This is a genomic window from Pseudomonas sp. FG13 (assembly GCF_057809755.1).
Genome location: NZ_JBMDKO010000021.1, coordinates 72,409 through 97,623 on the forward strand (window position 1 = coordinate 72,409; position 25,215 = coordinate 97,623).

Annotated in this window: 21 protein-coding genes, 1 tRNA gene and 1 pseudogene; 12 read left to right on the top strand and 11 right to left on the bottom strand. The window is 60.5% G+C overall.

Annotation, left to right across the window (positions count from 1 at the left end; genetic code table 11):
- Positions 1-561: 561 nt before the first annotated feature.
- The 4 genes from ACODTO_RS17725 to ACODTO_RS17740 all read left to right on the top strand — a co-directional run bounded on the left by ACODTO_RS17725 (position 562) and on the right by ACODTO_RS17740 (position 5,070).
- Positions 562-2,619, top strand: a complete 2,058-nt coding sequence (locus ACODTO_RS17725) for a methyl-accepting chemotaxis protein (protein ID WP_489106809.1) — start codon at positions 562-564, stop codon at positions 2,617-2,619.
- Positions 2,620-2,722: 103 nt separating this feature from the next.
- Positions 2,723-2,799: transfer RNA gene (locus tag ACODTO_RS17730), tRNA-Met, on the top strand.
- 351 nt (positions 2,800-3,150) lie between these two features.
- A complete protein-coding gene (locus ACODTO_RS17735; RefSeq protein ID WP_139644735.1) occupies positions 3,151-4,233 on the top strand; it encodes an alkene reductase in 1,083 nt (360 codons plus the stop codon).
- Positions 4,234-4,281: 48 nt separating this feature from the next.
- Positions 4,282-5,070: an SDR family NAD(P)-dependent oxidoreductase gene (locus ACODTO_RS17740; RefSeq protein ID WP_175386933.1), complete on the top strand. Its 789-nt coding sequence runs from the start codon at positions 4,282-4,284 to the stop codon at positions 5,068-5,070.
- Between the two features lie 197 nt (positions 5,071-5,267).
- Here the strand turns inward: ACODTO_RS17740 and ACODTO_RS17745 are convergent, their stop codons facing one another.
- Positions 5,268-5,879, bottom strand: coding sequence for a glutathione S-transferase (locus ACODTO_RS17745; protein WP_175363499.1), 612 nt, complete (start codon positions 5,877-5,879; stop codon positions 5,268-5,270).
- A gap of 122 nt (positions 5,880-6,001) precedes the next feature.
- On the opposite strand from ACODTO_RS17745, the gene ggt reads away from it, so the two are divergent.
- Positions 6,002-7,855: a gamma-glutamyltransferase gene (gene ggt, locus ACODTO_RS17750; RefSeq protein WP_489106814.1), complete on the top strand. Its 1,854-nt coding sequence runs from the start codon at positions 6,002-6,004 to the stop codon at positions 7,853-7,855.
- 17 nt (positions 7,856-7,872) lie between these two features.
- Here the strand turns inward: ggt and ACODTO_RS17755 are convergent, their stop codons facing one another.
- From ACODTO_RS17755 to ACODTO_RS17770, 4 genes and pseudogenes are all read right to left on the bottom strand, one after another.
- On the bottom strand, positions 7,873-8,091 hold the full coding sequence (locus ACODTO_RS17755; protein ID WP_139644729.1) for a helix-turn-helix domain-containing protein: 219 nt from the start codon (positions 8,089-8,091) through the stop codon (positions 7,873-7,875).
- A 7-nt stretch (positions 8,092-8,098) separates the two neighbouring features.
- On the bottom strand, positions 8,099-8,656 hold the full coding sequence (locus tag ACODTO_RS17760; protein WP_175363501.1) for a DUF2975 domain-containing protein: 558 nt from the start codon (positions 8,654-8,656) through the stop codon (positions 8,099-8,101).
- A gap of 92 nt (positions 8,657-8,748) precedes the next feature.
- Positions 8,749-9,180: a methyl-accepting chemotaxis protein gene (locus tag ACODTO_RS17765; RefSeq protein WP_434007084.1), complete on the bottom strand. Its 432-nt coding sequence runs from the start codon at positions 9,178-9,180 to the stop codon at positions 8,749-8,751.
- Positions 9,181-9,288: 108 nt separating this feature from the next.
- Positions 9,289-10,071 (bottom strand): annotated as a pseudogene (locus ACODTO_RS17770) (PAS domain-containing protein); the annotation flags it as partial.
- Between the two features lie 215 nt (positions 10,072-10,286).
- On the opposite strand from ACODTO_RS17770, the gene ACODTO_RS17775 reads away from it, so the two are divergent.
- The 3 genes from ACODTO_RS17775 (at position 10,287) to ACODTO_RS17785 (ending at position 13,715) form a co-directional block, all read left to right on the top strand.
- A complete protein-coding gene (locus tag ACODTO_RS17775; RefSeq protein WP_175363502.1) occupies positions 10,287-11,705 on the top strand; it encodes a short-chain fatty acid transporter in 1,419 nt (472 codons plus the stop codon).
- A gap of 111 nt (positions 11,706-11,816) precedes the next feature.
- Positions 11,817-12,977: a hypothetical protein gene (locus ACODTO_RS17780; RefSeq protein WP_489106810.1), complete on the top strand. Its 1,161-nt coding sequence runs from the start codon at positions 11,817-11,819 to the stop codon at positions 12,975-12,977.
- Positions 12,978-13,187: 210 nt separating this feature from the next.
- Entirely contained in the window at positions 13,188-13,715 is a 528-nt protein-coding gene (locus ACODTO_RS17785) for an SET domain-containing protein (protein WP_139644719.1), read from the top strand.
- Between the two features lie 11 nt (positions 13,716-13,726).
- On the opposite strand, the gene can is transcribed toward ACODTO_RS17785, so the two are convergent.
- Positions 13,727-14,371: a carbonate dehydratase gene (can, locus tag ACODTO_RS17790; protein WP_041023284.1), complete on the bottom strand. Its 645-nt coding sequence runs from the start codon at positions 14,369-14,371 to the stop codon at positions 13,727-13,729.
- 131 nt (positions 14,372-14,502) lie between these two features.
- On the opposite strand from can, the gene ACODTO_RS17795 reads away from it, so the two are divergent.
- Positions 14,503-14,907 (top strand): serine kinase/phosphatase, encoded by a 405-nt coding sequence (locus tag ACODTO_RS17795; protein ID WP_139644717.1) that lies wholly within the window; start codon positions 14,503-14,505, stop codon positions 14,905-14,907.
- Positions 14,908-15,050: 143 nt separating this feature from the next.
- On the opposite strand, the gene rimI is transcribed toward ACODTO_RS17795, so the two are convergent.
- Complete coding sequence (rimI, locus tag ACODTO_RS17800; protein WP_003205585.1) at positions 15,051-15,503, bottom strand: ribosomal protein S18-alanine N-acetyltransferase; 453 nt, start codon at positions 15,501-15,503, stop codon at positions 15,051-15,053.
- Entirely contained in the window at positions 15,496-16,281 is a 786-nt protein-coding gene (locus ACODTO_RS17805) for an energy transducer TonB (RefSeq protein WP_489106811.1), read from the bottom strand. Before ACODTO_RS17805 ends, rimI begins: the two co-directional genes overlap by 8 nt.
- A 180-nt stretch (positions 16,282-16,461) precedes the next feature.
- Between ACODTO_RS17805 and mksB the strand changes: the two genes are divergently transcribed.
- The 3 genes from mksB to mksF are packed head-to-tail and all read left to right on the top strand — an operon-like array spanning position 16,462 to position 21,267.
- Complete coding sequence (mksB, locus tag ACODTO_RS17810) at positions 16,462-17,739, top strand: Mks condensin complex protein MksB (protein ID WP_139644713.1); 1,278 nt, start codon at positions 16,462-16,464, stop codon at positions 17,737-17,739.
- The gene (gene mksE, locus ACODTO_RS17815) at positions 17,729-18,430 is read left to right on the top strand and encodes an Mks condensin complex protein MksE (RefSeq protein ID WP_489106812.1); all 702 of its coding nucleotides are present in this window, start codon (positions 17,729-17,731) and stop codon (positions 18,428-18,430) included. Before mksB ends, mksE begins: the two co-directional genes overlap by 11 nt.
- The gene (gene mksF, locus ACODTO_RS17820) at positions 18,427-21,267 is read left to right on the top strand and encodes an Mks condensin complex protein MksF (RefSeq protein WP_489106813.1); all 2,841 of its coding nucleotides are present in this window, start codon (positions 18,427-18,429) and stop codon (positions 21,265-21,267) included. Before mksE ends, mksF begins: the two co-directional genes overlap by 4 nt.
- Before the next feature lie 206 nt (positions 21,268-21,473).
- Here the strand turns inward: mksF and ACODTO_RS17825 are convergent, their stop codons facing one another.
- From ACODTO_RS17825 to ACODTO_RS17835, 3 genes are read right to left on the bottom strand one after another with little or no spacing between them, the layout of a single operon-like run.
- A complete protein-coding gene (locus tag ACODTO_RS17825; RefSeq protein ID WP_139644708.1) occupies positions 21,474-23,777 on the bottom strand; it encodes a PqiB family protein in 2,304 nt (767 codons plus the stop codon).
- Positions 23,770-24,393 (bottom strand): paraquat-inducible protein A, encoded by a 624-nt coding sequence (locus ACODTO_RS17830; protein ID WP_139644706.1) that lies wholly within the window; start codon positions 24,391-24,393, stop codon positions 23,770-23,772. Before ACODTO_RS17830 ends, ACODTO_RS17825 begins: the two co-directional genes overlap by 8 nt.
- Positions 24,380-25,039 carry a paraquat-inducible protein A gene (locus ACODTO_RS17835; protein ID WP_139644705.1) on the bottom strand — a complete coding sequence of 220 codons (660 nt, stop codon included), beginning with the start codon at positions 25,037-25,039 and terminating at the stop codon, positions 24,380-24,382. The genes ACODTO_RS17830 and ACODTO_RS17835 overlap by 14 nt, the downstream gene beginning before the upstream one ends.
- Positions 25,040-25,215 lie beyond the last annotated feature (176 nt).

Below are 25,215 nucleotides of genomic sequence, written 5' to 3' on the forward strand. Positions count from 1 at the left end.
CGAATCAGAAACCGGAGGCTTATTTCCAGGAAGGCAAGGGCGATAGGCGGAAAGAATGTAAAGCCTGCTTCTGCTATCACCCAGGATCACCCTTGAATAAAGCCGCAGAATCCATTCAAACCAACAACCACAGCAGCAAATTAACACGGGCAATATTTCTACAACATCAACTTAGGACTTATACAAATCAGTACTTTAGTCGTGACGAGAGCACACTCGGCGACCCAACGTTCGTATCGTTTCAACTCAGCGAACGGGGAGCGCACGCTGACAGGCCCCGCAATGCGCCATTTTAGTGCGGCACGTTTTTAATTAGCATGCTATCGACCTAAAAAATCCCCGCCGCCAAGGTGATAGCTCAACGCCATGGTCTGAATCTTGCCTTATTTTTCGTTATAACGCGGTCCCTTACAAAGGGAACCGAGAATGGGAAGTTTCGCTACAGAGCCCGCGTACAGAGCGATCAGAGCGAATTTTCGAGGCCTTTTAAAAGAACACCTGTTTCAGCATTTGTGTAGAAACGCACAAAAAGAGTGCAAGGGTGTTCAGGGGAGTATGGGCATGCAGGCTTTTCTATCACCGGGCATCGGATTATTGGGACGTTTCGGCTTCGCCGGTAAATTCCAATTGTTGTTCTTGCTCTTCATCCTGCCACTCATGGGCAGTCTGTGGATCATCGGCCAGGACTATCGCGATCAGCTCAGCCTGATTTCCGGGGAACGTGCCGGGGTCCGCCAGTTACTGGCCCTGGACAACCTGGACAACCTGCTCACCGCCCAGCGCAACCGCGCTGCCCGTTGGCGCGCCACGGAAACCAATCGGCAACCTACGCCTGCCACGCTTGCCGCGATGGCGGCTTTCGATGCCGTACAACCGGCCCTCAACCAGGCCGCCGATGACCTGAACGCCACCTTGCAGGCCGAAGGCGCCGAAGCCGATATCCTCGCCCGCTACCAAGCTTTGCAGACCAGCCTCAAGGGCCTGGATTCGAAAAGCCTGGGCGCCGTGGGTTGGTGGCCAGACGGCTATGACCGCTTCACCGCCGCCCTCAGTGCGCTGCAAGCTCTGCGCGAGCAGATCGTGATGGACAATCGCCTGACCCTCGCCTCCTGGCTCGAAACCTATTTGCTGACCCAGATCTCGACCCAGCAGACCCCCGAGCTGATCGAGCGGGTCGGGCGCCTGGCCAGCGTCGGACAAGCCTCGGTGGTGTCGGGCCAGTTCACTCTGCAGAGCCGCCTGCAACTGCGGGACCTGCGCAGTCGCATCGGCGACGCCCGGGATCAATTGCTCAAGACCGGTGGGCTCCTGGAAGCACGCTTGCCCAGCGAACTGCAAACCTGGGCGGGTCAATACCAAGGCAGCCTCAAGCATCTGGATGCCGAACTGAAAGTGCTGGATGACGGCGTGTTCGGCGGCTCCATCAGCCTCAAGCCGGAAGACTTCGAGAAACACCTGGACGCCCTGCTGTCCGATCTGGCCGCCTTGCGCCAGCAATCCCTGGTGGCTCTGGATACGCGGCTGAACCATTATCACGCCACGGCGATCCGCCAGTTCACGCTGGTGGCGACAGTGCTGGGCTGCCTGCTGTTGGCGGCTCTCTACCTGTTTGTCTGCCTGCAAGCGTCCATCCGCCGCAGCGCCAGCGGCATCACCTTGCTGGCCGAAGCCCTGCGTGACGGCAACCTCAGCCTGCAAGTACCGGTGCAAGGCCGCGATGAATTGGCGGCGATCAGCACCGCCCTCAACGTCGCCGTGGTGCAATTGCGCAACAGCCTGCTGGGGGTCGACCACGAGACGTCGCAGGTGAGCAATGCCGTGCGCACCCTCAATACCCATTCCAGCGGCGCCCTGGGAGAAGTCGAAGCCCAACAGATGCAGATCAGCCAGATCGCCGCTGCGGCAACGCAACTGGCCGCGACCTCTCAAGGCGTGGCAAAAAGCTGTGAACAGGCGTCCGACAGCGCCCAACAGACCCGACGCATCGCTACCGATAGCAGTCGCGACAGCCAACGCACGACCGCGAGCATCCAGCAGCTCAACCAGCGCCTCAACGACACCGCCGCCGCCCTGGGCCGCGTGAGCGAACAGGGACAGCAGATCCAACTGGTGGTCGACACCATCCGTGGCGTGGCCGAGCAGACCAACCTGCTGGCCCTCAACGCCGCCATCGAAGCCGCGCGTGCCGGGGAACAGGGGCGCGGTTTCGCGGTGGTGGCTGATGAGGTCCGCAGCCTGTCGCAGCGTACCCAGTCCTCCACCCAGCAGATTGCAGGCACGGTCGACAGCCTGCGCGCTACGGTGAATGAAGCAGTCAGCCTGATGGAAGCTGCCTGCGAGCAGGCACAGACCGATGCCCAAGCCGTCACCAGCCTGGGCGAACGCCTGGGGGAAATCGCCAGCGCCGTGCAAAGCGTGACCGATACCCTGGCGCAGATCGCCACCGCAGTGGACGAACAGGCCAGCACGGCCGACGAGGTCAGCGGCAATATCCAGCAGGTCGATCAAGCCGCCATGCGCTTGCTGGACGGTGCACGAGCAGTGAACCTGGCAGCGGATACCCTGAGCCAGGGAAGCCAGGCGCTGAGCGCGAATACCGGGAGATTTCAACTCGGTTGAGGGGCATTTGTAGCGAGGAAGGATAAGCGGTTGAAAGCGCAGAGAAATATTTCAGATTTACGCTTGACACATCCTCGCTACCGGCGAATAATGCGCGCCACTTGGCTACATAGCTCAGTTGGTTAGAGCATAGCATTCATAATGCTGGGGTCCGGGGTTCAAGTCCCTGTGTAGCCACCAAGTACTAAAAACGGCTTATCGAAAGATAAGCCGTTTTTTTATGCCCTGAAAAAAACCGCCATGATTGCCTGAACCATCGTGGTGGATCCTTCATCGCCTGTCAGCCGTTTCGCCGCTGACTGCCACTCTCACTGTCGTTGCCTGCAAGACCCCGCCCTCTTCCAACACAACCTCTCACATTGCCCATCGCACGTGGGAAATCTGCGCTTCTTTCCTCATGGCTTTCATCGTCCATCCAGGCGCCCCCCACCCAGCCTCCAGTTACATTGATGTCAATCAACATCAAAAGATTGACATTTTAGAGTTCGATCGCAATCATTAGAACCATTCCCACACCAGAAGCTGGAAATCATGTCTGAGAAATCGCTTTTCGAACCCTATCTCCTGGGAGACCTGACGCTCTCTAATCGCATCGTCATGGCACCCCTGACCCGTAACCGTGCGGGCGCCGGCCTGGTCCCGAGCGCATTGAGCGCAACCTATTACGCCCAACGCGCCACGGCCGGCCTGATCATCACCGAAGCCACCCAGGTATCAGCGCAGGCGCAGGGATACCAAGACACCCCGGGGCTGTATACGCCCGCGCAGATCGCCGGCTGGCGGACAGTGACGGACGCTGTGCATGCTGCGGGTGGGCACATTTTTGTGCAGCTCTGGCACGTTGGCCGTGTTTCGCACGTCGACCTGCAACCGGATGGCGCAGCCCCCGTGGCACCGTCGGCGATCCGGGCGCAGACGAAGACTTTCGTCAACAACCATTTCGCCGACGTCTCGGAGCCTCGTGCCCTGCAATTGAGCGAGCTGCCAGGCATCGTCAACGACTTTCGCCAAGCGGCGGCGAACGCCATTGCCGCGGGCTTCGACGGCGTCGAGATCCATGGGGCAAACGGCTATTTGCTTGATCAGTTCATCAAAGACAACGCCAACCAGCGCACGGATGCCTACGGCGGCTCGATAGAAAATCGCGCGCGTCTGCTGATCGAAGTCGTCGCGGCAGTGGTCGACGAAATCGGTGCCGAGCGCACCGGCGTGCGGATCTCGCCGGTCTCGCCGGCCAACGGCGTCTCCAGCAGCGCCCCGCAAGCCCAGTACGAATACATCGTCGAGCAGCTCAATGCGCTGGGGATTGTTTTGCTGCACGTAGTGGAAGGCGCCACTGGCGGCCCACGCGATGTAGCACCGTTCAACTACGACGCATTACGTCAGCGATTCAAGCAGACCTACCTGGCCAACAACGGTTACGACCTGCAATTGGCTACCGCTGCTCTCAACGAGGACAAGGCCGATCTGATTGCCTTCGGCCGTCCGTTCATCAGCAACCCGGACCTGGTTGAACGCTTGAAAACCGCTGCGCCGTTGACACCGCTCGACGGTGCGACGCTCTACGGTGGCGGCGCCGAAGGTTATACCGACTACCCGACACTCGCTGGTTGAAGTTTCCCCACTCATCTTCTTGCACAACACGCCCTCAGGAATTCCAACATGACAACGCTTGCCACTGTTCTGATCACAGGTGCCTCTACCGGCATCGGCGCCACCTATGCCAAACGCTTTGCCAAACGCGGCCATGATCTTGTCCTTGTCGCCCGTGACAAAGAACGCCTGGATGCCCTGGCCACCCGCCTTCATGCGGAACACGGCATTGCTGTTGATGTTATGCAAGCCGACTTGACCGACCCTGCCGATCTCAGTGCGGTCGAAACCCGCCTGCGTGACGACTCGCGCATTGGCGTACTGATCAACAACGCAGGGTTGGCTCAATCCGGTGCTTTCGTCCAACAGAACGCCGAGGCGATCGATCGGCTTGTCTCGCTCAACGTCGTAGCCGTGACGCGGCTCGCCGCTGCGGTAGCTCCCCGCTTTGCACAGTCCGGTGCGGGTTCTATCGTCAACCTGGGGTCGGTGGTGGGCTTGGCGCCTGAATTCGGTATGTCGGTGTATGGCGCTTCGAAAGCGTTCGTGCTGTTCCTGTCCCAAGGGATGCACCTGGAGTTGTCGCCCAAGGGCGTCTATGTCCAGGCAGTATTACCAGCCGCCACCCGCACCGAAATCTGGGAGCGCGCAGGGATAGACGTCAATTCACTGAGTGAAGTGATGGACGTCGAAGAGTTGGTCGATGCCGCACTGATCGGCTTTGATCGCCGCGAGCTGGTCACCATCCCACCGTTACACACCGAGGCACGCTGGACGACGCTGGATCAAGCGCGGCAGGGTTTGCTGTCAGAGATTCGCCAAGCCCACGCCGCTGAGCGCTATCAACCGAAAGCCTGAGTGTTCACGGCGCTCATTCAGTCAATGCAATTGAACGCAAAGCTTCCCTGTGGCCATGTCACGGGGGAGCGAAGTGGCAGCGGCATGTGCAGATCGGAATCAGAGCACTGTGAAAGCACTCACATTCAAGCACTATGGCAAATCGGGTTTAAGCAAGTTGCCCGACCGACAATCGTGCCTGATGAAATGCGCCGCCCTCAAGCCTGGGGATAGCGCTTGAACGATTCGGTTTCTTCCAACCGGGCCGCATGAGCATGCAACACGGGAAAATCATCTGCCCTGACGATATCGGCGACCATCAGTTGAATGAAAGACCAGGCGACGGCACTGGTGAGGGTGGCCTGATCCGGCCTCTCTTGGACAGCCGGCGGAAGGCACGCCAGTTGGGTTTCCCATTCGCGGCAGGCCGCCAGCAACTGCCCGACCACCCGGTCCAGCCAAGGCTGATGACGTTTTTCCTCAGGGCGTAACTGGCGCTCATAGACAATCTGCACCGCCTTGTCGCAAGCAGCCAGCGCCAATCCCAGGATTTGCAGCGAAGTGACCAGGGACATGGCCTGCTGCGGCATCAACTTCTTGTCAGCGGGACTTTGCGCCTCGAAGTAGTCGATGATCAGTGTCGAATCCATCAACACGCTACCGTCATCCAATACCAGGCTGGGGGCCTTTACCACCGGGTTGATCGCGCGAAACGCCTCGAACGAACCGAAGACCGACAGTGCGACGTGTTCGAACGAGACACCCATCAGATCAAGCGAGATCGCCACGCGACGGACATAGGGGGAATCCAGCATGCCAATCAGTTTCATCAGGTCTTTCCTCCGTGATGCGGATCAATCCTAGTTCCGGCTACTGCCGAGAAGCGGGTCCCTGTCGGTTTGCACCCTGCGTCTCGCATCGCTACAGTCCGACTGTATATCCCATGCCACGGATGGAGCAACACGTGCTTACAGACCTCAAACCGAACCTTCATCGCCTGTCAGCTGCTTCATTGCTGGCTGTCGCCCTCACCCTCATTGCCTGCAAGGCTCCACCCTCCTCCTCCACGCCCGCATTACCCACCGCACCGGAAATCACCTCCGGTTACCGCGCGGATCTGCAGTCCCGCCACGCCGACAAGCATATGGCCGCCGCAGCCAACCCTCTGGCAGCCCAGGCCGGGCGGGAGATGTTGCGGCGTGGAGGCTCGGCCATCGACGCGGCGATTGCCATGCAAGCGGTGTTGACCCTGGTGGAACCGCAGTCATCGGGCATTGGCGGCGGTGCATTCATTGTGCTGTGGGATGGCAAGGCCGTGCGTACATATGATGGCCGCGAAACGGCACCGGCCGGTGCTACCGAGCGACTCTTCCTGCAGGCCGATGGCAAGCCCATGCCGTTTACCGCTGCACAGATCGGTGGCCGTTCGGTCGGCACGCCGGGTGTGTTGCGTGCGCTGGAGCTGGCCCACCAAAAACACGGACGCTTGAAATGGGCAACGCTGTTCGAACCGGCCATCAAGCTGGCGGAACAAGGTTTTCCGATCTCGCCTCGGTTGCACTCAATCATTGCCAGCGATCCGTCCCTGCCAGGTTCACCGGACATGGCTGCTTATTTCCTGAATAGCGATGGCAGCCCGAAAGCCGTCGGCACGCTGCTGAAAAATCCAGCCTTGGCCGGTGTGCTCAAGCGCATCGCCAACGAAGGCCCCGACGCGTTGTACGAGGGCCCGGTGGCCCGGGAAATCGTCGCCAAGGTGCAGGGCCACGCCAACCCCGGCAGCCTTTCGCTGAACGACCTGAAAGGCTACGCCGCCCGGGAGCGTGCGCCGCTGTGCACCGACTACAAGCGCTGGCAGCTCTGCGGCATGGCCCCACCCTCCTCCGGCACAATCGCCGTCGCGCAGATTCTCGGGACTTTGCAGGCTTTGGAACAGCGCGACAGCCACTCCGCCCTCGCGCCCTTGAAACCCATCAAGAGCGATAAACCCGCCGGCCTCGAACCCGCGCCGGAAGCTGTGCATCTGATCGCCGAGGCCGAACGCCTGGCCTACGCCGACCGCGCCCAGTATGTCGCCGATTCGGACTTCGTCCCTGTACCGATCCAGGGCCTGGTCGACCCTGGCTACCTGGCCAGCCGCGCCAACCTGATCGGCCCGCGCAGCATGGGTACCGCTAAACCCGGTACGCCGCCGGGCATCCAGGTGGCCTACGCCCCGGACCGTTCGCCACTGCGTATTTCCACCTCGCAAGTGGTGGCAGTGGATGACCAGGGCGGCGCCGTGTCCATGACCACCACGGTGGAATCGGCATTCGGCTCACATGTGATGGTCCAGGGCTTCATGCTCAACAACCAGATGACCGACTTCTCGTTCATCCCCGAAGAAAACGGACAGAAAGTCGCCAACCGCGTCGAACCCGGCAAGCGCCCACGTTCATCGATGGCACCGACGCTGATTTTCGACCGTCAGAACGGTGAGCTGCTGGCCGCTGTCGGATCGCCGGGGGGCTCGCAGATCATCGAATACGTGGCCAAATCGGTGATCGGTCTGTTGGACTGGAACCTGGACCCACAAACCGCCATCAACCTGCCCAACTTCGGCAGCCGCAATGGCCCCACTGAGCTGGAACAAGGACAATTCAGCCCTGCGTTGATCCAGGCGCTGAAAGATAAAGGCCACACGGTGAGCGAGATCGACATGACCAGCGGCACCCAGGCCATCGTCCGGGTGCGCGATGCGCAAGGCAAAACATCACTGGCCGGGGGCGCCGATCCTCGGCGTGAAGGGGAGGCCCTGGGGGACTGAGCGAATATCCGACTCACTCATGACAGCTCGCGCTCTGGTTGATAAATCAGCAGATCGGCGGGCTGACACTGCAGGTAACTGCAAATAGCCTCGAGCGTCGCCAGGCGTATGCCCTTGACCTTTCCCTGCTTCAACAGGGAGAGGTTGGCTTCCGTAATGCCTATGGCGGCGGCCAGGTCCTTGGATTTGACCTTGCGCGTTGCCAGCATCACATCCAGTTGAATCACGATAGGCATGAGTTTCTCAAACGAAAGTTCTGTTTTCTGAGTCGACTTCACTGGCCTGGGACAATATCCGAGCAATGATGGCGATACAGGCGGCAAGGAACAAAGCGACGAAGGACGGAGCGGTGATGCTGATAGTCAGTAATCGCTCGCCCACCGGCGCATTGATCGTGACCAGCAGGCTGAGGAACGGCTCGCACAGGAAATCCAGCAACACCCATAGTGCGACCGCGCGACCTGCGTTTCCAAGATAAACCGCGGCTTCACTGGAAAAATATTGCCCCTGGGCATAGCGCCTGAAGAGCTGCCGCAGGTTGACCAGTCCGACCGCGAGCGCGAGCAGAGGCACGCTGGACAAAAGAATGCCCCCCAGACGCTGCCAGCCCGTCAACCCTACCGCCCCTCCTGCCGGCAGACTGAACAATTGCCGCTCGGTCAGGGAAAAGCCCAACCCGTATTTTGACGCAACATCAGGAAACAGCCAGGCAGCAGCGTTGACGACCATCATCGCGACAATGAAAACAAGCGTGATGGCAGCCATGCGCTGGCTGTACAGGGCGAGACGATTCGAACACATGTCAGGGCTCCAACAGAGTATGGGAGCGCCAAACATAATTACGAAATTATCGTAAAACAATAATTAATATGTAAAAAACAATAACGCCTGCCTCAGCTCGACAGCTGATTGGCAAACTGGCTCACGGCATCGACCACTTTCTTTGCCCCATCCTGGATCTCGACGATCACCGTCCCCGCCTCGGCTGCCAGGGCCAGGCCCTGTTCGGCCTGGTGTTGACCGTCCGTCATCAGCGAGACGGCATTACGCGCCATGTCCTGGTTCTGGCGAACCACGCCGACAATTTCATCGGTGGCCTGGCTGGTACGCGACGCCAGTTGCCGCACTTCATCGGCCACCACCGCAAAGCCTCGGCCCTGTTCGCCGGCACGGGCGGCTTCGATAGCAGCGTTGAGCGCCAGCAGGTTGGTCTGCTCGGCAATACCGCTGATGGTCTTGACGATGGTGCCGATCACCATGGATTGCTCGTTCAGCGCCTCGATACCTTCGCCGGCGGTTTGCATGTGCCGGGCCAGGTCGCGCATCACGTCCACGGCCTGGGTCACCACAGTAGTCCCCCGCTGAGCGCTGCTGTCGGTTTGCAGGGACGTGCTGTAGGCGATGTTGGCGGCCTCGGCGACGGCTTTTTCCTGGTTGACCTGGTCGGTGATGTTGGTGGCGAACTTGACCACTTTGTACAGTCGGTCGTTGGCGTCGACCACCGGGTTGTAGGAAGCCTCCAGCCACACTTCACGACCATTGCTGTCGAGGCGCTTGAAGCGGCCGGCGACGAACTCGCCGCTGTTCAGGCGTTTCCAGAACTGCTGGTAGGCGGGACTGTTGTATTCCTCCGGATCGCAGAAGGTGCGGTGATGCTTGCCCTTGACCTGCGCCAGGCTATAACCCATGGCGTTGAGAAAACGGTCATTGGCTGTCAGTACGTGACCGTCCAGATCAAACTCGATCACCGCCGTTGAACGCACCAACGCACCAATGAGGTTTTCATGCTCGCGAGAACCTTCGATGGTACGGGTCAGGTCATTGGAATACATCGAAAAATAACGAACTCGCCCATCAACTCCTTTTACAGGCTGAAGGATCGAGCGCAGCCAGGCTTCCTTGCCATTGCCCCGCAGCAGGCGCACGGCACCGGAAAAATGCTCACCACGGGTCAATGCCGTCTTGAAGCGAAGCTGGAACTCATTGGACTTCAGATAGGACGGCACCAGGTCTTCCACACCCCGGCCAATGAGGTCCTGGCTCTTGTAGTGCATTTCATCGAGAAACCTCTGATTGACCGTCTGCACCCTCCCCTCGGCATCGAGGGTGAGCGCCAGCATTTCACGGTCCAGGCTTTCCTTCACTTGCATGAGGCTGGACAGTTCTTGGCGCAGGGCCGTCAGCTCCTGCTTCAAGCGTTGATTGAACATAAGCATGCTCCGGGTGGCAGGAGAATTGACAAGCTGTTCTCATGCCATCGGCGCGGCGACTTTTTTCTGAAGAGTGCCATTGGTCGCCCTGGCGTTTTCCAAGAGGCTCGCGAACCCAGGCCCGTCTTTCATGGTCAGTGGATTGTTCTACCGTTGTCGGGGCCTCTCCGCTCCAGATACCCGTCCCCATAAAAGCAATCATAAGAATCGAGGTAATCGCCGTGACCACCGACATCCAAGACAGCCGCTCCGCCCGCTTTGCCTTGCGCTGTTCCAGTTTTGCCGAACGCTGGTTTCCCGACTCCTGGGTCTTTGCCGCGCTGGCAGTGCTGGTGGTCGCCCTGGCGACGCAGTTCATCGGCGCCACGCCTACGGCCGCCGCCATGGCGTTCGGCGATGGCTTCTGGAGCCTGATCCCGTTCACCATGCAAATGGCCTTCGTCGTGATCGGTGGCTACGTGGTCGCCAGCTCGCCACCCGCCGTCAGGTTGATCGATCGCCTGGCGCGCATCCCAAGGAATGGGCGTTCCGCAGTGGCCTGGGTGGCGTTGATCTCCATGGTCGCCTCGTTACTCAATTGGGGTCTGTCGCTGGTCTTCGGCGGCCTGCTGGTACGCGCCCTCGCCCGCCGCACCGATCTGAAAATGGACTATCGCGCCGCTGGCGCCGCCGCTTACCTGGGCCTCGGCGCGGTGTGGGCCTTGGGGTTATCGTCGTCGGCCGCGCAATTGCAAGCCAACCCGGCCAGCCTACCGCCGTCGATCCTGTCGATCACCGGCGTCATTCCATTCACCCAGACCATCTTCCTCTGGCAGTCCGGCGTGATGTTGCTGGCGCTGATCGTCATTTCACTGCTGGTTGCCTATGCGACCGCCCCAGGGCCAAACAGCGCCCGTGACGCCGCCGCTTGCGGGATCGATCCCAGCTTCAGCATGCCGGCCCTGCAACCCCGTACCCGTCCTGGGGAATGGCTGGAGCACAGCCCGCTGCTGACCATCGCGCTGGTGCTGCTGGCCGCCGGCTGGCTGTTCCACGAGTTTTCGACCAAGCCGGCGATCAGCGCGATTTCGGGGCTCAACACCTATAACTTCCTGTTCCTGATGCTCGGCGCCTTGCTGCACTGGCGCCCGCGCAGTTTTCTCGATGCGGTGGCCCGCGCAGTACCGACCACTACCGGCGTACTGATCCAGTTCCCGCTATACGGCTCCATCGCCGCGCTGCTGACCACGGTCAAGGGCAGCGATGCCCAGACACTCGCCCACCATATCTCGACCTTTTTCGTACAGATCGCTTCCCACGACACCTACGCCTTGTTGATGGGGGTCTACTCGGCGATCCTGGGGTTCTTCATTCCTTCCGGTGGAGGCAAGTGGATCATTGAAGCCCCTTACGTGATGCAGGTGGCCAATGACCTGAATTACCACCTCGGTTGGGCGGTGCAGATCTACAACGCCGCCGAAGCGTTGCCGAACCTCATCAACCCCTTCTACATGCTGCCGCTGCTGGGTGTATTGGGGCTGAAAGCCAGGGACTTGATCGGCTTTTCCTTCGTGCAACTGTTGGTGCACACCCCCTTGGTGTTGGTGCTGCTATGGGCGCTCGGGACAACATTGGCCTATTTGCCGCCAGTGATGCCATAAAGCCATAAAAAAGGGCCGATATTTACGTCGGCCCACTTCTTCTTCGGCTCGGTCTGTTTCAGTATGGGGGCGCCCTGTTCGAAGGGCTCAAACGCTGAAAAGGATCTGAGCATGTCTAAACTCGCAGTATTTCCCCTTGCCGCCCTGGCCCTGAGTGCCACCGTTCACGGGGCCGACATCGATGTACAGCTTGGCAGTACCGAACGCGTCACTCGCCTCTTCGCTTACCCCAACAACTGCAACGTCATCTGCTTCCGCAACTGGACGCTGGAACAGACCGTCGAGCACTACCTGACCCAGAGCGTTCAACGTGACGGCTACGGCGCGGCCAAGGTCAGCGTCAAACGCGACAACGGCAAGGTCTACGCCCACATCAGCGGCGTGCCGAAAGCCTACGGCCAACCCTTGAGCAAACTGCTCGATGCCGGTGACCTGGCGTACAAGGGAGCCACGAAGCTTAACGACGACAAGAAATGGGCCTACAACTGGTACCTGTTCCTGCCGCTGGGCATGGCCCTGGAAAACCGCAAGAGTGTCGAACTGCTGCACTTCCCGCCTGATTATTCCCTGACCCAGGCCCAGGACTACCTGGAATCAGCCACCACCGATCGCTGGGCCACCCTGCTGACGGCCAACGGCATTGCCGCCGACCAGACGCCGGCTTACCAGACCATCATCGACATCGCCCCCATCGCGGCTCCGTCCACTGCCGGCGCGACGCTGGAGGGTGTCTACGATTACTTCAACGACTACCAGACCACCATGGTCAAGCAAGTCAGCCAGAGCGCCAGCGGAACCGCGCTGCCAATGGTGGCCTTTGGTGCCCCCGTGCGGAACTGGATCAAGACCCAATACGGCCAGACCGTGGCGGTGCTCGGCCTGGCGACCATCTCTCCCGCCGCTGGCGTCAAGGTTCCAGTCCTGGGCTCCAACCACCCAAGCTACATCTGGTACGCCGCCGACCCGGAAAGCTATGGCGGCGACGAAGCCAAGGCGGACGCGGCAGGCCTGAAAGTCATGGGCCAGGACCTGAGCGCTGCCTGCTGGCAAGCCGGCATGGGCAGCAAGCCGAGCAGCGACCCGACGACTCAATTGAACCAGTGCACGCAGACCTGGCAGGTCACGCAAAAGGAAAAAACCTGCGAGTTGTTCTACACCTCGATTCGCAAGCTGTCGCCAGAAGACGCGGCGAAAAAATGCGAAACGCCGGCGATCAAGTCGCAACTTCCGCAGTTGAAGGTGCCCATGCCGCTGCCATCCGAGCCGGTATAACCCCTGAAGGCCTTGTGGTGAGGGGACATATGCCCTCGCCACGGGTCCACTTTCCTTTGTAAGCCTTCGCTCACACAGGAAAGCGCCTTTGGCGCCTGTCAGAGTTGACAGTAGATGTCCCACCGGACTTGGAGGAAGCTACCCAGGTCACTCACGACCGTTGGCAGGACGCCAACGGCAGCAAGTCGGCCTGTACCGACAAGGACTGTCATGACCATCTTCGTTGCAGATAAAGCCTTTTCACAGGACCGGGGCTGCATTTACCCGGAAAAAGCACTCAGCCTCCGCCTGGGTTATCCGTCTGCCCGCGATTTCGAAGTGCTACGCACCCCCAACGGCCGCGGCAATGCCGTTATCGCCCGGAAAAGGTTCGCCCCCATGGAGCGGATGTGCAGGGTATCGGGGCTGCTGGTGGGGCGGCGCCGCCCGCATACCGTACAGGTCCTGCCGGACATCCATATGTATGACCCGCACTTCGCCGGATTGCTGCTGCATTCCTGCAACCCGAATGTCTTTCTCGACATGAGCGAACTGTGGTTATGGGCGCTGACGCCCATCCACGCAGGCGACTGCCTGACGATGGATCACGCCAGCACGGAACAGAAGCTCTACCGGCAGTTTGCCTGTCGGTGCGGTTCGTCCAATTGCCATGGTTGGATCACTGGCTATGACGAACCGCCCAACGAACAGGGCATGAAGTTCCTGAAGCACTGGCGCCGCCGCTGTCACCGCGACTGACGCCAGTCAGATCAGGGGGCGCCCACCGGACGCAAGCGATACTGCGGCGGCAATTGCTCGAAACCGCTGATCGTGGTGTCCAGGCTTTTCCAACGCCCGTCCTTGATGCCATAGATGCAACCATGGATCGACAACTTCTGTCCGCGATGCCAGGCGTTCTGCACGATGCTGGTGTGGCCGACGTTGGCCACCTGTTGAATCACGTTGAGTTCGCACAGGCGATCCACACGTTCCTCTTCGGTCGGCAGTTGCGCCAACGCTTCGCGATGCTCGTAATACAGGTCGCGAATGGAGCGCAGCCAGCCATCGATCAGACCCAGCTGGCGATCCTGCATCGAGGCCCGCACGCCACCACAGCCATAATGGCCGGTGACCAGGATGTGTTTGACCTTGAGCACGTCCACTGCATACTGGATCACCGACAGGCAATTGAGGTCGGTGTGCAGCACCACGTTGGCCACGTTGCGGTGCACGAACAGATCGCCCGGCAGCATGCCGACGATCTCGTTGGCCGGCACCCGCGCATCGGAACAGCCGATCCACAGGTATTCAGGGGTTTGCTGACGAGCCAGCTTGGCGAAGAAGTCAGGATCCTCCTGCTTGATCGCATCGGCCCAGCGCGCGTTGTTATCAATCAGATCTTGTAGTTCGTTCATGCTGTCTTGCCCTCGAGAACAGTGCGCATCTTTGACAACGGAGCGGCTGTCGAGGTCACTTCGTCAATGCCGTTGGAATTCTCGACACGGCTACCGGTCCATCCAGTAAGGCCCAAAGTAGGAGAGTTGCCATGAATGATTCACGACGTCCTTTCGATGCGGCGCAACCGGAGCCCATCGATGACAACGAAGACCGCATGGGTTCGATGCATGAACTGGAATTCGATGAAGACGAGCCCAGCGCGAAGATTGGTGACGAGTTGCCGGAAAACGAACGCGAACATTTGATGCCCCGTGAGCGCGTCCGCGAGGCCGGCATGACCGGCGCCTCGACGGATGATCATCAACCGACCGACGATGACATGAGCCCCGAGACACTGATCCGGGAAGACGGTGCCCGGGATGCCCACGAAGCCGGCGACGACGAGCAGGCCGATTGGGACCTGAGCGTGGTGGATGAAAATGACATTGGCGGGGGCGATGGATTGGACGAGGCCGAGATGGCGGATATCGACCCACTGGATGGCAAGCGCTGAGTGAAACGCAGCCCTCCAGGCTGCCTATACGCCTGTGGGAGCATGGCTTGCCCGTTATGAGGCCAGGACAGTCGATAGCTCGACAACTGACCCATCGCTATCGCGGGCAAGCCTTGCTCCCACAGGAGCCTTCTATGCTGGCTTCAATCCACCAGCGTACAAGCCATGACCACTGCGTCTTCACGTCCACCCACGGCCGGATAGTAATCCCGCCGCCGGCCGATTTCATTGAAGCCATAGCGCTCGTACAACCGGAACGCCGTGCGGTTACTGTCGCGCACCTCCAGGAAGCACTCCCGGGCCTCGGCCTTGTAGGCAATCGACATGAGGTGTTCCAGCAGGCGCAAGCCCAGCCCCCGGCCCTGGTTTTCCGGCTTGACGGTAATGTTGAGCAGGTGCGCCTCGTCAAGAATGATCTGCACCACACCGTGCCCCACTTGCTGCTGGCCTTCGAACATCAGCCAGATCTGGTACTTGCCCAGACCGTCGAGAAATATCCCCCGGGTCCAAGGGTGGCTGTAGGCCGCGTATTCGATTTTCAGTACAGCGTCGAGGTCCGCCTCGGTCATCGGGCGAAACGAAACAGCATCACTCATTCGATTCTTTCCAGCGCGCCATCAGCCGGCGCATGGCTTGCCAGACTTCAGCCTTGTGCTGTGGCGTTTCCATTAACAGTTCCAGGCCCGGTAATGCCCAGGCCACCCCCAGCCCTTCGATCTGCAGCTCGCGATTGAACGCTTGCGCGTCCGCTTCGCCAGCAAACTTCACCGCCGGCAGGCCGACCAACCACAAACACGCGCAGGGCGCGTCTTCGAGCCGCGCCGCTACAAAACCCTGGACGAACTCCCGTGCAGCTTCCGGCCCCTGGTCCATCGTCCCGCGAGACAACAGCGGCCAGCGCACCGGTTCACCCACGATCTGTGGACTGTCTGGCAGACCGGCGGCACGCAACATGTCCTTGAGTAGCAGGTACGCGGGATCGCGGCTCTGGAATGGCTCGCCGGTGGGCAGTTCCACCAGCAGCAGGCAGCGTCCGGCACGCAGCAATTGCAGGGCGAAGCGCGGTGGCGGGACCGGGGCGACCCTGGCAGGGGCCGGCACCTCCGGCGCGTCCTCCACCGGTTTGGCGCCGGTGCGGGTCGAGGCCAGGCTAGGCCGTGGCACTTCGATTTTCGGCCGTTCGGCCACAGGCGCTGCCGGCTCGGCCACGGTCCGGGCCACGGGGGCCGCAACCACCGGCGCGACCTCTGCCGGCTCGGGCATTTCCAACAGCTCAGGCCGCGACGGGGCGGCGAACGGCAATTCGGTGCGCGGCAGCCAATTGACCACCTGCATGGCGGTCAGATAGGCGCGGCGACGGGACTCGATAAGCAAGGGTCGGCCACTTGTGGATAACTGAAAGTGGAAGGGATTCTACCGCCCTTCGACGCGGATCGCTTCCTTGTTGAGTCAATAGTTGGGCAATACAGACGACAGTCCGTCTCGGGGGTGAATCGCAACCGGCCCGATGCAGTACAATCGCCCCTTTTAATTGCCAACCCGACGGCCATTGCGATGATCGAACCCAAGCGCGTCTTGCGCGCCCTCGCTGAACACTGGGCATTGCTGGAACCTTTGTGCGAGCACTTCGACCAGGGCACCCTGAGCCTCAACGAATTGCGTTCACAACTGGCCGCCCAACAGCTGGACAGCACGCCCCAGGACATTACCAACCTGCTGGACGTGTGGATCCGCCTGGACATCCTCGTGCCGGTGGCAAAAAGCCCGAACCGTTTCGAGCTGAATGCCCAGATCCATGACTTCCTCGCCTACCTGCGCCGCGAACACCGCCTGGGCCTGTGCCTGGAGATCGAAGCCTACCTGCGCCACCTCGAACGTCTGGCCGGCTATATCCAGGACGCCTTCGACGTGCGCGACGGCAACGACCTGGCCCGCCAGTTGCGCCTGCTCGACATGCGCGTGCGGGACGTCCTGAAGAAACTTGCCAACGATGAGCAGGCCCTGGTGGCCGTGGCCGAACGGGCCAAGACCAGCGACCGGCAGATCCCGCTGCGCCAACGTTACGCTGAAGTGCTGGCGACCTGGGACGAGTACGTCGAACCGATGATCCAGTTGGTTAACGCCGACGGAGCGTTCGAGCAAGGCGTGCGCAAGGTCGAGAATGTGTTGTTGCGCATGCTCACCGAACAACAGCGCCTCGGCCACCTGGTGGACGATGACATGCTGCTGCGTACCCACGCACGCATTCTCGAGATGCAGACCAGCGCCCAGCTGACCCTGCGCCATGCCCGCGAATTGCTCCTGCCGCTGCGCGAAGAGGCCCGTCGTCACAACGCCGTGACCCGTGGCGCAGCCCTGGCCCTGGCTGCCATCCGTCGCAAAGGCATCGATGCCGTGCCGCAGGCGGCCATGCCGTTGTTCACCCGGCCGCAAAGCACCTTCCTCGGCAGCGCCAGCCAGGTTGAAGCCTATGTCTACGCCCTGGCCCGTTTCGAGCCGAAACCGGCGCGCTTCCCCAAGTCTCACAAAACCCACAAGGGCGGCGATGCCCCGCGGGCGCCGCGCACCGTGCGCGAGATGGTCGAGCGTTGCGAAGATGCCCTGCCGCTGCCGGATCTGATGGTCTGGCTGCTGGAGCAGGAGCCGGACGGCGCCACCGACGAATTGCTGTACTGGTTCTCGCGCCTGTCGCGGGAAAAACGCTTCAAGCGCGAGCGCCTGGAACGCCGCGAATACCACACTCACGAGCATCAGGTCAGCCTGCGCTCCTTCGCCCTGCTCTCGGCCCGCGACGCTGCCGAGGATTCTGCGAGCATCCCCCATGCATCTTGATCTATCCGAACTGTCCCAGCTGGCGCCGATCTTTCGCGAGCTGTTCAAGGGTTACCACGTCAGCCGCCGCGACCCGGAGCTGTACGCGCAACTGTCGAATTTCCAGGACCAGTACCGCACGCTGTTCAAGGCCCTGGGTTTTGAACTGGTGTGCGATACCCGTGGTTTCTACTACTTCGTGCCGGACCTGGCCGCTGCGGCGGTGAACAAGACCGCCCAGCGCCTGGCGCTGTTCACCTTCATCCTCGTCGAGCACCTGGCCGACCAGGGCCGCGACCCGATTGCCGTGCTCGACGGTGGCAGCCTGGGCCGCGATGAGCTGCCTTCGCTGCTGGAAAAGTACCGCGACCTGTTCATCCAGGCCGAGGTGCAGACCCAGGAAGAGCTGGAAGAAAAAATCATGCGCCGCATGACCCAACTGGGCTTCGCCAGTGAAGACAACGGCGTGTACCGCTTCCTGCCGCCGATGCACCGTTTCCTCGATGTCTGCCTGTCGGTCCAGCAGGACCGCGACCTGGCGGCCAGCGTGCACAGCGTGCTGCCGTTGCCGGCGCCGGTACTGATCGACGAAGACAGTGATGAGAAGCTGCTGCAAACCGACGATCCGCTCGACCTGGCACCGTTTGAAGACGAAAGCGAAGAAGACGCACTGGCCCGCGCCATTGCCGAAGGACAGGAGACCGACGCATGAGCCAGGAACGCTACGGCATCCGCCGCTTTGCCCTTTTGAACACCGCCGGCTACAGCCTCGGCCTGTTCCCGCTGGAAGAACCGCTGTCGGTGTATGGCGCGAACAACCTCGGTAAATCCGCCTCGATCAACGCCTTGCAGTTCCCGATCCTGGCGCGTATGTCGGACATGAGCTTCGGCAAGTACAGCCTGGAGCAATCCCGGCGTTTCTACTTCGCCTCGGACACCAGCTACATCCTGGTGGAAGTCGCCCTGCCCCACGGTCCTCATGTGATCGGCGTGGTCGGTCGCGGCCCCGGCGGCGGTTTCGGTCACCAGTTCTTTGCCTACGCAGGCAAACTGGACCTGGCCCACTATCAGAAAAACGACACCTGCCTGCGTCAGAAAGAGCTGTTCACCAACCTGGAGCGCGAAGGCCTCAAGGCTTACGAACTCAAGCCCGATGAACTGCGGCGCCTGCTGGTGGGTGGTCACACCTCGATTCCCCTGGACCTGACGCTGATCCCGCTGCGTTCCACCAGCGAGCAAAGCCTCAAGACTTTCCGGGCGCTGTTCATCAACCTGCTGCACATGCGCGAAATCACCGCGGCCAAGCTCAAGCAGCTGTTTCTCGATGCCTTCGAGCACAGCCTGCGTTCCGGGAGCGTGGACTACATCGCCGCGTGCGAAGAAGCCTTCCGCGACGTGCGACGCATGGAGCAGGACTACAACTCCCTGGTGGCCGCGGGTCCGTTGGTGGAAGCCCTGGCCAATGGCGTGAAGCAGCGCGATATCCTGCGCGGCAAACTGCATCGCCTGTCGCCCTTGCTCGACTCGTTGCTGGGTACCTGGTCGGACTACGCCGGTGCACGCAAGGAAGAGCTGACCATCCAGGCCGAGCACTACCGCAACGAACAGGATTCGCTGCAGAACGACCAGCGCGGCAGCACCCAGGAGCTGATGCGCCTGGAGCGGGAAATCACGGGGATCCAGCGCTGGCTCGGTGAGCTGTCGGTGCTCAAGCATCGCTTCGCCCTGGTGGATGACGTCAAGGTCCTGGAGCAGCAACTGCTCGCCGCCAAGGATGCCCACGATGAACTGGCCGGCGCCCTGGCCCAGTCCCGGCAGTTCAGCGCCGAAGACCTGGAAGAGCGTCTGCGGGATCTGGAAAAACGCCTGAAGTCGGTCAAGCAGCAACTCGATCACGCCGACAACAACAGCTACGCCCGCCTGCGAGAGGAGTTTTCGCAGCAGGACGTCGAGCGCCTGATGCGCCTGTTCAACAGCGCCCTGTTCAGCCTACCGCTGGGCGAGCATGGCATCGCGCTGGACGAGAACGGCGAATGGGTCAAATCCATGGAGTTGATCCTCGACGGCTTCAAGGGCGAGCGTTTCGAAGTGCCGGGCCTGTCCATCGACCTGTCCCACATCGAGCCACCGGCCCTGCAAGCCCTGGCCGACCGCGCCGCGTTGCGGGACCAGAAAGAGCGCCTGGAGAAAGAACTCAAGCAACTCAAGACCCAACAGGCCGTGGCCGCCGACCGTGCGGCGAGCAAGACCCAGACCGAAGCGCTGTACCAGCAGGTACTGGACGCGCAAAAGGCCCTGGAAGACTTCCGTCGCAGCCAGACCCTGAGCGCCGAAGAAGGCGAAAAGCTCGAGCAACTGGCACAGATGGAAGCCGCCCAGGACGAACTCAAGCGCTCCAGCGACGCCTTCACCGAGCGTGTCCAGCAGCTTTCCGCCAAACTGCAACTGGTGGGCCGGCAGATTGCCGATATGGAAGCCAAGCAGCGCACCCTCGACGACGCCTTGCGCCGCCGTCAACTGCTACCGGCGGACTTGCCGTTCGGCACGCCGTTCATGGACCCGGTCGACGACTCCATGGACAACCTGCTGCCGCTGCTCAATGACTATCAGGACAGCTGGCAAGGCTTGCTGCGGGTGGACGGCCAGATCGAGGCACTGTACGCCCAGGTGCGCCTCAAGGGCGTCGCCAAGTTCGACAGCGAAGACGACATGGAGCGCCGCCTGCAACTGCTGATCAACGCCTATGCCCACCGTACCGACGAAGCCCTGACGTTGGGCAAGGCTCGCCGTGCGGCAGTGACTGACATCGCCCGAACCCTGCGCAACATCCGCAGCGACTACGACAGCCTCGAGCACCAACTGGCGTTGTTCAACCGCGAGATCAACAAGCGCCAGGTGTCCAACCTGCAGAGCTTCCGCATCGTCCTGGCGCCGAACAAGGAAGCGCTCAAGCACATCGACCAGATCATCCACAGCGCCGGTCAATACGAGGAAGGCGAGACCCTCTCGGTGTTTGACCTCAGCCAGAGCGCCGAGCAGGACAACAAGAACGAAGAAGCCAAGGAATACCTGGCGCGCCTGGTGGCGGCGAACCACAACCAGCTCGGCCTCAAGGACCTGTTCGAACTGGCCTTCGAGATCACCAAGGTCAACGGCCAGCCCGTGATCCATACTGACATCGATGGCGCGGCCTCCAACGGCACCACCATGACCATCAAGGCGCTGACCAACATGTACCTGTTGCTGCATTTGATGGACCGCGAGCAGGCCGGTCGCGTGCGCCTGCCGTACTACTTGGATGAGGCGGCGGACATCGATGAAAAGAACCAGGCAGCGTTGCTGGAAACCAGTCTGCAACTGGGCTTCGTGCCGATCCTGGCGAGTGTGAAGCCGCAGGTCTGTGCCAGTGTCGCCATCGACCTGGAAGGCGGCAGCGGCCCGAACGGTATCTACATCGACGAAGCGGACTGGAAGTACATCCGCCGCCATGATGTGGTGAAAGCCACGGTGAATGTAGAGACCGATGAGCCGGAGCTGGATCCGGTGTGAGGTAATTCTCGGAAAATGAAAAAGGCCGCGATCCATTGGATCGCGGCCTTTTTTTTGAAGCACTTGTATCGACTGTCCCGCCGTCATCGCGAGCAGGCTCGCTCCCACAGGGGATTCGTGTCAGGCACAGGAGCTGTGTTTGCAACGGATCATTGTGGGAGCGAGCCTGCTCGCGATGACGTCGGAACAGGCCATCACTTGACCCGTTATTTACCGAGCTTGATCTTCGGCGCCCAGGTCAGCCACTCATCCTCGAATTTATCGAACAACGGGAAGGTCTGCTCCGGCCGCGCCGGGCTGCCCATGCTCTCGCCATCCGGTGTCGCGAAAGCGACGCCCCCTTGGATCAACGTCTCCAACGACTCGGTCCGCACTGTGGCGCCTTTGAACAGGCCGAAGTCCATGTCGAAACCGCTGGTGTTCCAGAATCGCGTACCACTGCGTACCAGCGGCGCGTATTTGGGTTCGATCAGGATGTGGATCAGCACCCGGTCCGCAGTCTGGCCCAGTTCATAACCGGTGACCTTGCCCACGGTGATCTCTCGGTACGTCACCGGAACGCCCGTCTTCAACGAACCACGGCGGGCAGCGCTCAACACCAGGCTCAAACCGGCTTCGGGCACGGCACTTTCCGGTGGACTGGCAAGGGCCACGAAGTTCTTCTGTGGTCCGAGGTTTTTCACCGAGGGCTGCACTTCGAGGTACTGACCGGTCACCAGTGTTTCCAGGTTCGAGGTCTTGATCAGCCCCAGTTCGGGTTTGACGACCCAGAACTGACTGCCAACCCGGGCGATACGCTCCGGTACTTCAGTGATGCGAGCAGTGAGCAGCACCGACTGTAGATCGGCGCTGAGATCAACGTCCTCGACCTTGCCCACATCCAACCCTTTGTAGCGAATCGGTGTCCCGCTGCGCAAACCGTCGGCACGATCGACCTTGATCGTCACCACGGTGCCGTTCTGTTGCGCGGCTTCGCGGTTCTCGAACAGGCGGAAGCGGGGGACACGTCTCTTCAACGGTACATTGGGCACCGGCGTTTCGAAGGCGATACCGCCAGCCATCAGGCTTTGCAGCGATTCACTCTTGACCTGGATTCCCCCCGTCAGACCTCCCGTGAGGGTAATGCCGCTGGCGTTCCAGAACCGCGTCGAACCGTTGACCAGCCCTTCGTATTCCTTCTCGATGTGCACACCGACGATCAACTGCTTTTTCTTGCGGGAGAATTGGTAGCTCTGCACCGAGCCGACCTTGACCTGCTTGTAGAGGATCGGGCTGCCGACCTCCAGCGATCCGAGGTTTTCAGTCAACAGCACCAGATGCAGGCCGGGCGAACGCAAGTCCAGCGGCGGCGCCTTCGCCCTGGCTTCGAACTCACGCTGGGGGGCCGCGCCCTTGTCGCCGGGTCGCACGGCAATGTAGTTGCCCTTGACCAGCGCTTCCAGGCCGGTGATCCCCGCCAGGGAAATCGACGGCTTGACGACCCAGAACTGAGTGCCGGTTACCAGGTAATCTTCGGCCAGTGGGTCCATGGTCAGTTCAGCCGTAGCGCTGGACAGGTCAGAGTCAATCTTGAGGTTCTTCAGGCTGCCGACCTGGATGCCCTTGTACATCACCGGTGTACGGCCGGCCTGCAAACCTTCAAAGTCGCTGAGTTTGACCTTCACGCGAATACCGGCAGCCGCGGCGTCAAAGTCTTCGTAAAGACGAAACGGCAAGCTGGGGTCCGTCGGCGGACTGTCCTTGCGGCTTTCCGGCGTGGCGAATGCAATACCACCGGCCACGATGCTCGCCAGGGACTCGCTGCGGACTTTGACTCCTGAGAGATTGGCATCGATGCTGATGCCGCTGGCATTCCAGAAACGCGTGTGTTTACGCACCAGGCTGGCGTAGGTCGGTTCGATGAAAACCTTGATCTCCACCGTGTTCTGATCTTCAGAGAGCTGGTAGCTCTTCACCTGCCCGACCTGGATCTGCTTGTAGAATACCGGGCTGCCCCGATCCAGCGAACCCAACCGGTCAGCCTTGATGGTCAGGTGTAAACCCGGCTTGGCGTCCGACAGTGGCGGCTCTTGGGACAAGGCCTTGAACTTGCGACTGGACTCTCCGTCACCCGGGCTGATTGCCACGTAGTTGCCCGATACCAGGGTTTCCAGACCCGTGATCCCGGCCAGGCTCACGCTTGGCTTGACCAGCCAGAAACGCGTTCCGGTCTTGAGGTATTGTTCCACGTCCTTGTTCATCTCAACGGTCGCGACCACCCCCTTCGAGCTGCCTTCGTCGTCCAGAGTAAGGGCTTTCACTTTACCGACCGGCATACCCTTGTAGACCACCTCGGTCTTGTTGATCTGGATACCCTCGCCGCTCTCGAAGCGCACGCTGATCTCGATCCCGGTCTCGTTATAAGCCCGCCAGCCGAGCCATCCCCCGATGATCAAGGCAATCAACGGCAGGACCCAGATGGCCGACCAGTTAGAGGCCGGTCGGGTTTTAGCGGTAGGCAAATCAGTCATGGTCGTTATCCGACTCCGTGTTATCCCAAATCAGTCGGGGATCGAAGGTTACTGCGGCAATCATTGTCAAAATCACTACGCTGGCAAAGGCAATCGCGCCGAGACCGGCTTCGACACTGGCGAGTCGTCCAAAATTCACCACCGCCACCAGAATCGCGATCACGAAAATATCCAGCATCGACCAGCGACCAATGAATTCGATGAAACGGTACATAAGGATGCGTTGCCTTGCAGACATGGGCTGATGCCGCTGCACGGAAAACAACAGCAAGGCAATACCCACCAGTTTGAAGGTCGGCACCAGGATACTGGCGATGAACACCACGGCGGCAATCGGTAACATGCCGTGCTGCACCAACTCGATGACACCGGCCATGATGGTGCTGGGGGCACCATGGCCCAGGGAATTGATCGTCATGATCGGTAGCATGTTGGCCGGGATGTAAAGAATTGCGGCGGTGACCAACAACGCCCAGGTACGCATCAAGCTGTTCGGGCGACGGGGATGAATCCGCGCTCCGCAGCGGGTACAGGCTTGCGCGTCGGCGTCAGCATCCAGCCGATTCAATTCATGGCATTCGGTACAGATCAGAATGCCCGCATCAATCGCCCGCATGGGCATCCTCTCCTGATAACGCTTGCCAGATCTGATGCGGCGACATCACCACCTCCAACCAGACCTGAACCAGCAGCAAACTGATGAAACACACCAACCCCAGACCCACGGTGATGGCGGCCATGTCTGCCAACTTGACGATGGCCACCAACACGCCCATGAGATAGACCTCAAGCATTCCCCAATCTCGCAGGTGGTGATAAATGCGATACAGCAACAAGCCGTAGCTGCGGCCGACGTTCCAGCGAATGGTCAACAATACAGCCAACTGACAAAGGAGCTTGAGCAGCGGCACACCCATGCTGCACAGGAACACCACCACCGCGATGCCTTGCATGCCGCTATCGAACAGGCCGACCACGCCACTCCACACGGTGTCCTGGGAAGATTGACCGAGCAGGTTGAGCTGCATGATGGGTAGAAAGTTCGCGGGTACATACAACAGCAGGGCAGCGATGACCAAGGCAAGGCTACGCTCGACGACATTGGGCCGGTGGGCGTAGAGCTCATATCCACAACGGGGGCATTCGGCTTTCTCGCCATGGGACAGTCGAGGCTTGCGCATCAACAGGTCGCACTCATGGCACGCTACCAGTTCGCCTAAAGGCAGTTCTGACAGCCGATGGGTGTCCAACGGGTCGGGCATAAACAACTCTGACTCAACTGAGGTGGGGCTATTCTAGTGCTCCAGCTCAAAAATAACTGTGCAAATTTATTTCGAGCTTTCGCAGGTTTTTCCTGCGGACAAAACAAAACCCCTACCTGCATCAGCAGATAGGGGTTTCGGAATTTAATCTTGACGATGACCTACTCTCACATGGG

Excerpts from the sequence above, each read along its gene's own strand:
- mksB (WP_139644713.1), top strand. The coding sequence starts at position 16,462 with ATGATCGAACCCAAGCGCGTCTTGCGCGCCCTCGCTGAACACTGGGCA.
- rimI (WP_003205585.1), bottom strand. The coding sequence starts at position 15,503 with ATGAGTGATGCTGTTTCGTTTCGCCCGATGACCGAGGCGGACCTCGAC.
- can (WP_041023284.1), bottom strand. The coding sequence starts at position 14,371 with ATGAACGAACTACAAGATCTGATTGATAACAACGCGCGCTGGGCCGAT.
- ACODTO_RS17835 (WP_139644705.1), bottom strand. The coding sequence starts at position 25,039 with ATGCCCGACCCGTTGGACACCCATCGGCTGTCAGAACTGCCTTTAGGC.
- ACODTO_RS17830 (WP_139644706.1), bottom strand. The coding sequence starts at position 24,393 with ATGCGGGCGATTGATGCGGGCATTCTGATCTGTACCGAATGCCATGAA.
- ACODTO_RS17765 (WP_434007084.1), bottom strand. The coding sequence starts at position 9,180 with ATGCGCGACCTGGCCCGGCACATGCAAACCGCCGGCGAAGGTATCGAG.
- ACODTO_RS17740 (WP_175386933.1), top strand. The coding sequence starts at position 4,282 with ATGACAACGCTTGCCACTGTTCTGATCACAGGTGCCTCTACCGGCATC.
- ACODTO_RS17760 (WP_175363501.1), bottom strand. The coding sequence starts at position 8,656 with ATGTGTTCGAATCGTCTCGCCCTGTACAGCCAGCGCATGGCTGCCATC.
- ACODTO_RS17735 (WP_139644735.1), top strand. The coding sequence starts at position 3,151 with ATGTCTGAGAAATCGCTTTTCGAACCCTATCTCCTGGGAGACCTGACG.
- mksF (WP_489106813.1), top strand. The coding sequence starts at position 18,427 with ATGAGCCAGGAACGCTACGGCATCCGCCGCTTTGCCCTTTTGAACACC.
- ACODTO_RS17825 (WP_139644708.1), bottom strand. The coding sequence starts at position 23,777 with ATGACTGATTTGCCTACCGCTAAAACCCGACCGGCCTCTAACTGGTCG.
- ACODTO_RS17725 (WP_489106809.1), top strand. The coding sequence starts at position 562 with ATGCAGGCTTTTCTATCACCGGGCATCGGATTATTGGGACGTTTCGGC.
- ACODTO_RS17785 (WP_139644719.1), top strand. The coding sequence starts at position 13,188 with ATGACCATCTTCGTTGCAGATAAAGCCTTTTCACAGGACCGGGGCTGC.
- ACODTO_RS17795 (WP_139644717.1), top strand. The coding sequence starts at position 14,503 with ATGAATGATTCACGACGTCCTTTCGATGCGGCGCAACCGGAGCCCATC.
- ggt (WP_489106814.1), top strand. The coding sequence starts at position 6,002 with ATGGAGCAACACGTGCTTACAGACCTCAAACCGAACCTTCATCGCCTG.
- ACODTO_RS17755 (WP_139644729.1), bottom strand. The coding sequence starts at position 8,091 with ATGCCTATCGTGATTCAACTGGATGTGATGCTGGCAACGCGCAAGGTC.
- mksE (WP_489106812.1), top strand. The coding sequence starts at position 17,729 with ATGCATCTTGATCTATCCGAACTGTCCCAGCTGGCGCCGATCTTTCGC.
- ACODTO_RS17780 (WP_489106810.1), top strand. The coding sequence starts at position 11,817 with ATGTCTAAACTCGCAGTATTTCCCCTTGCCGCCCTGGCCCTGAGTGCC.
- ACODTO_RS17745 (WP_175363499.1), bottom strand. The coding sequence starts at position 5,879 with ATGAAACTGATTGGCATGCTGGATTCCCCCTATGTCCGTCGCGTGGCG.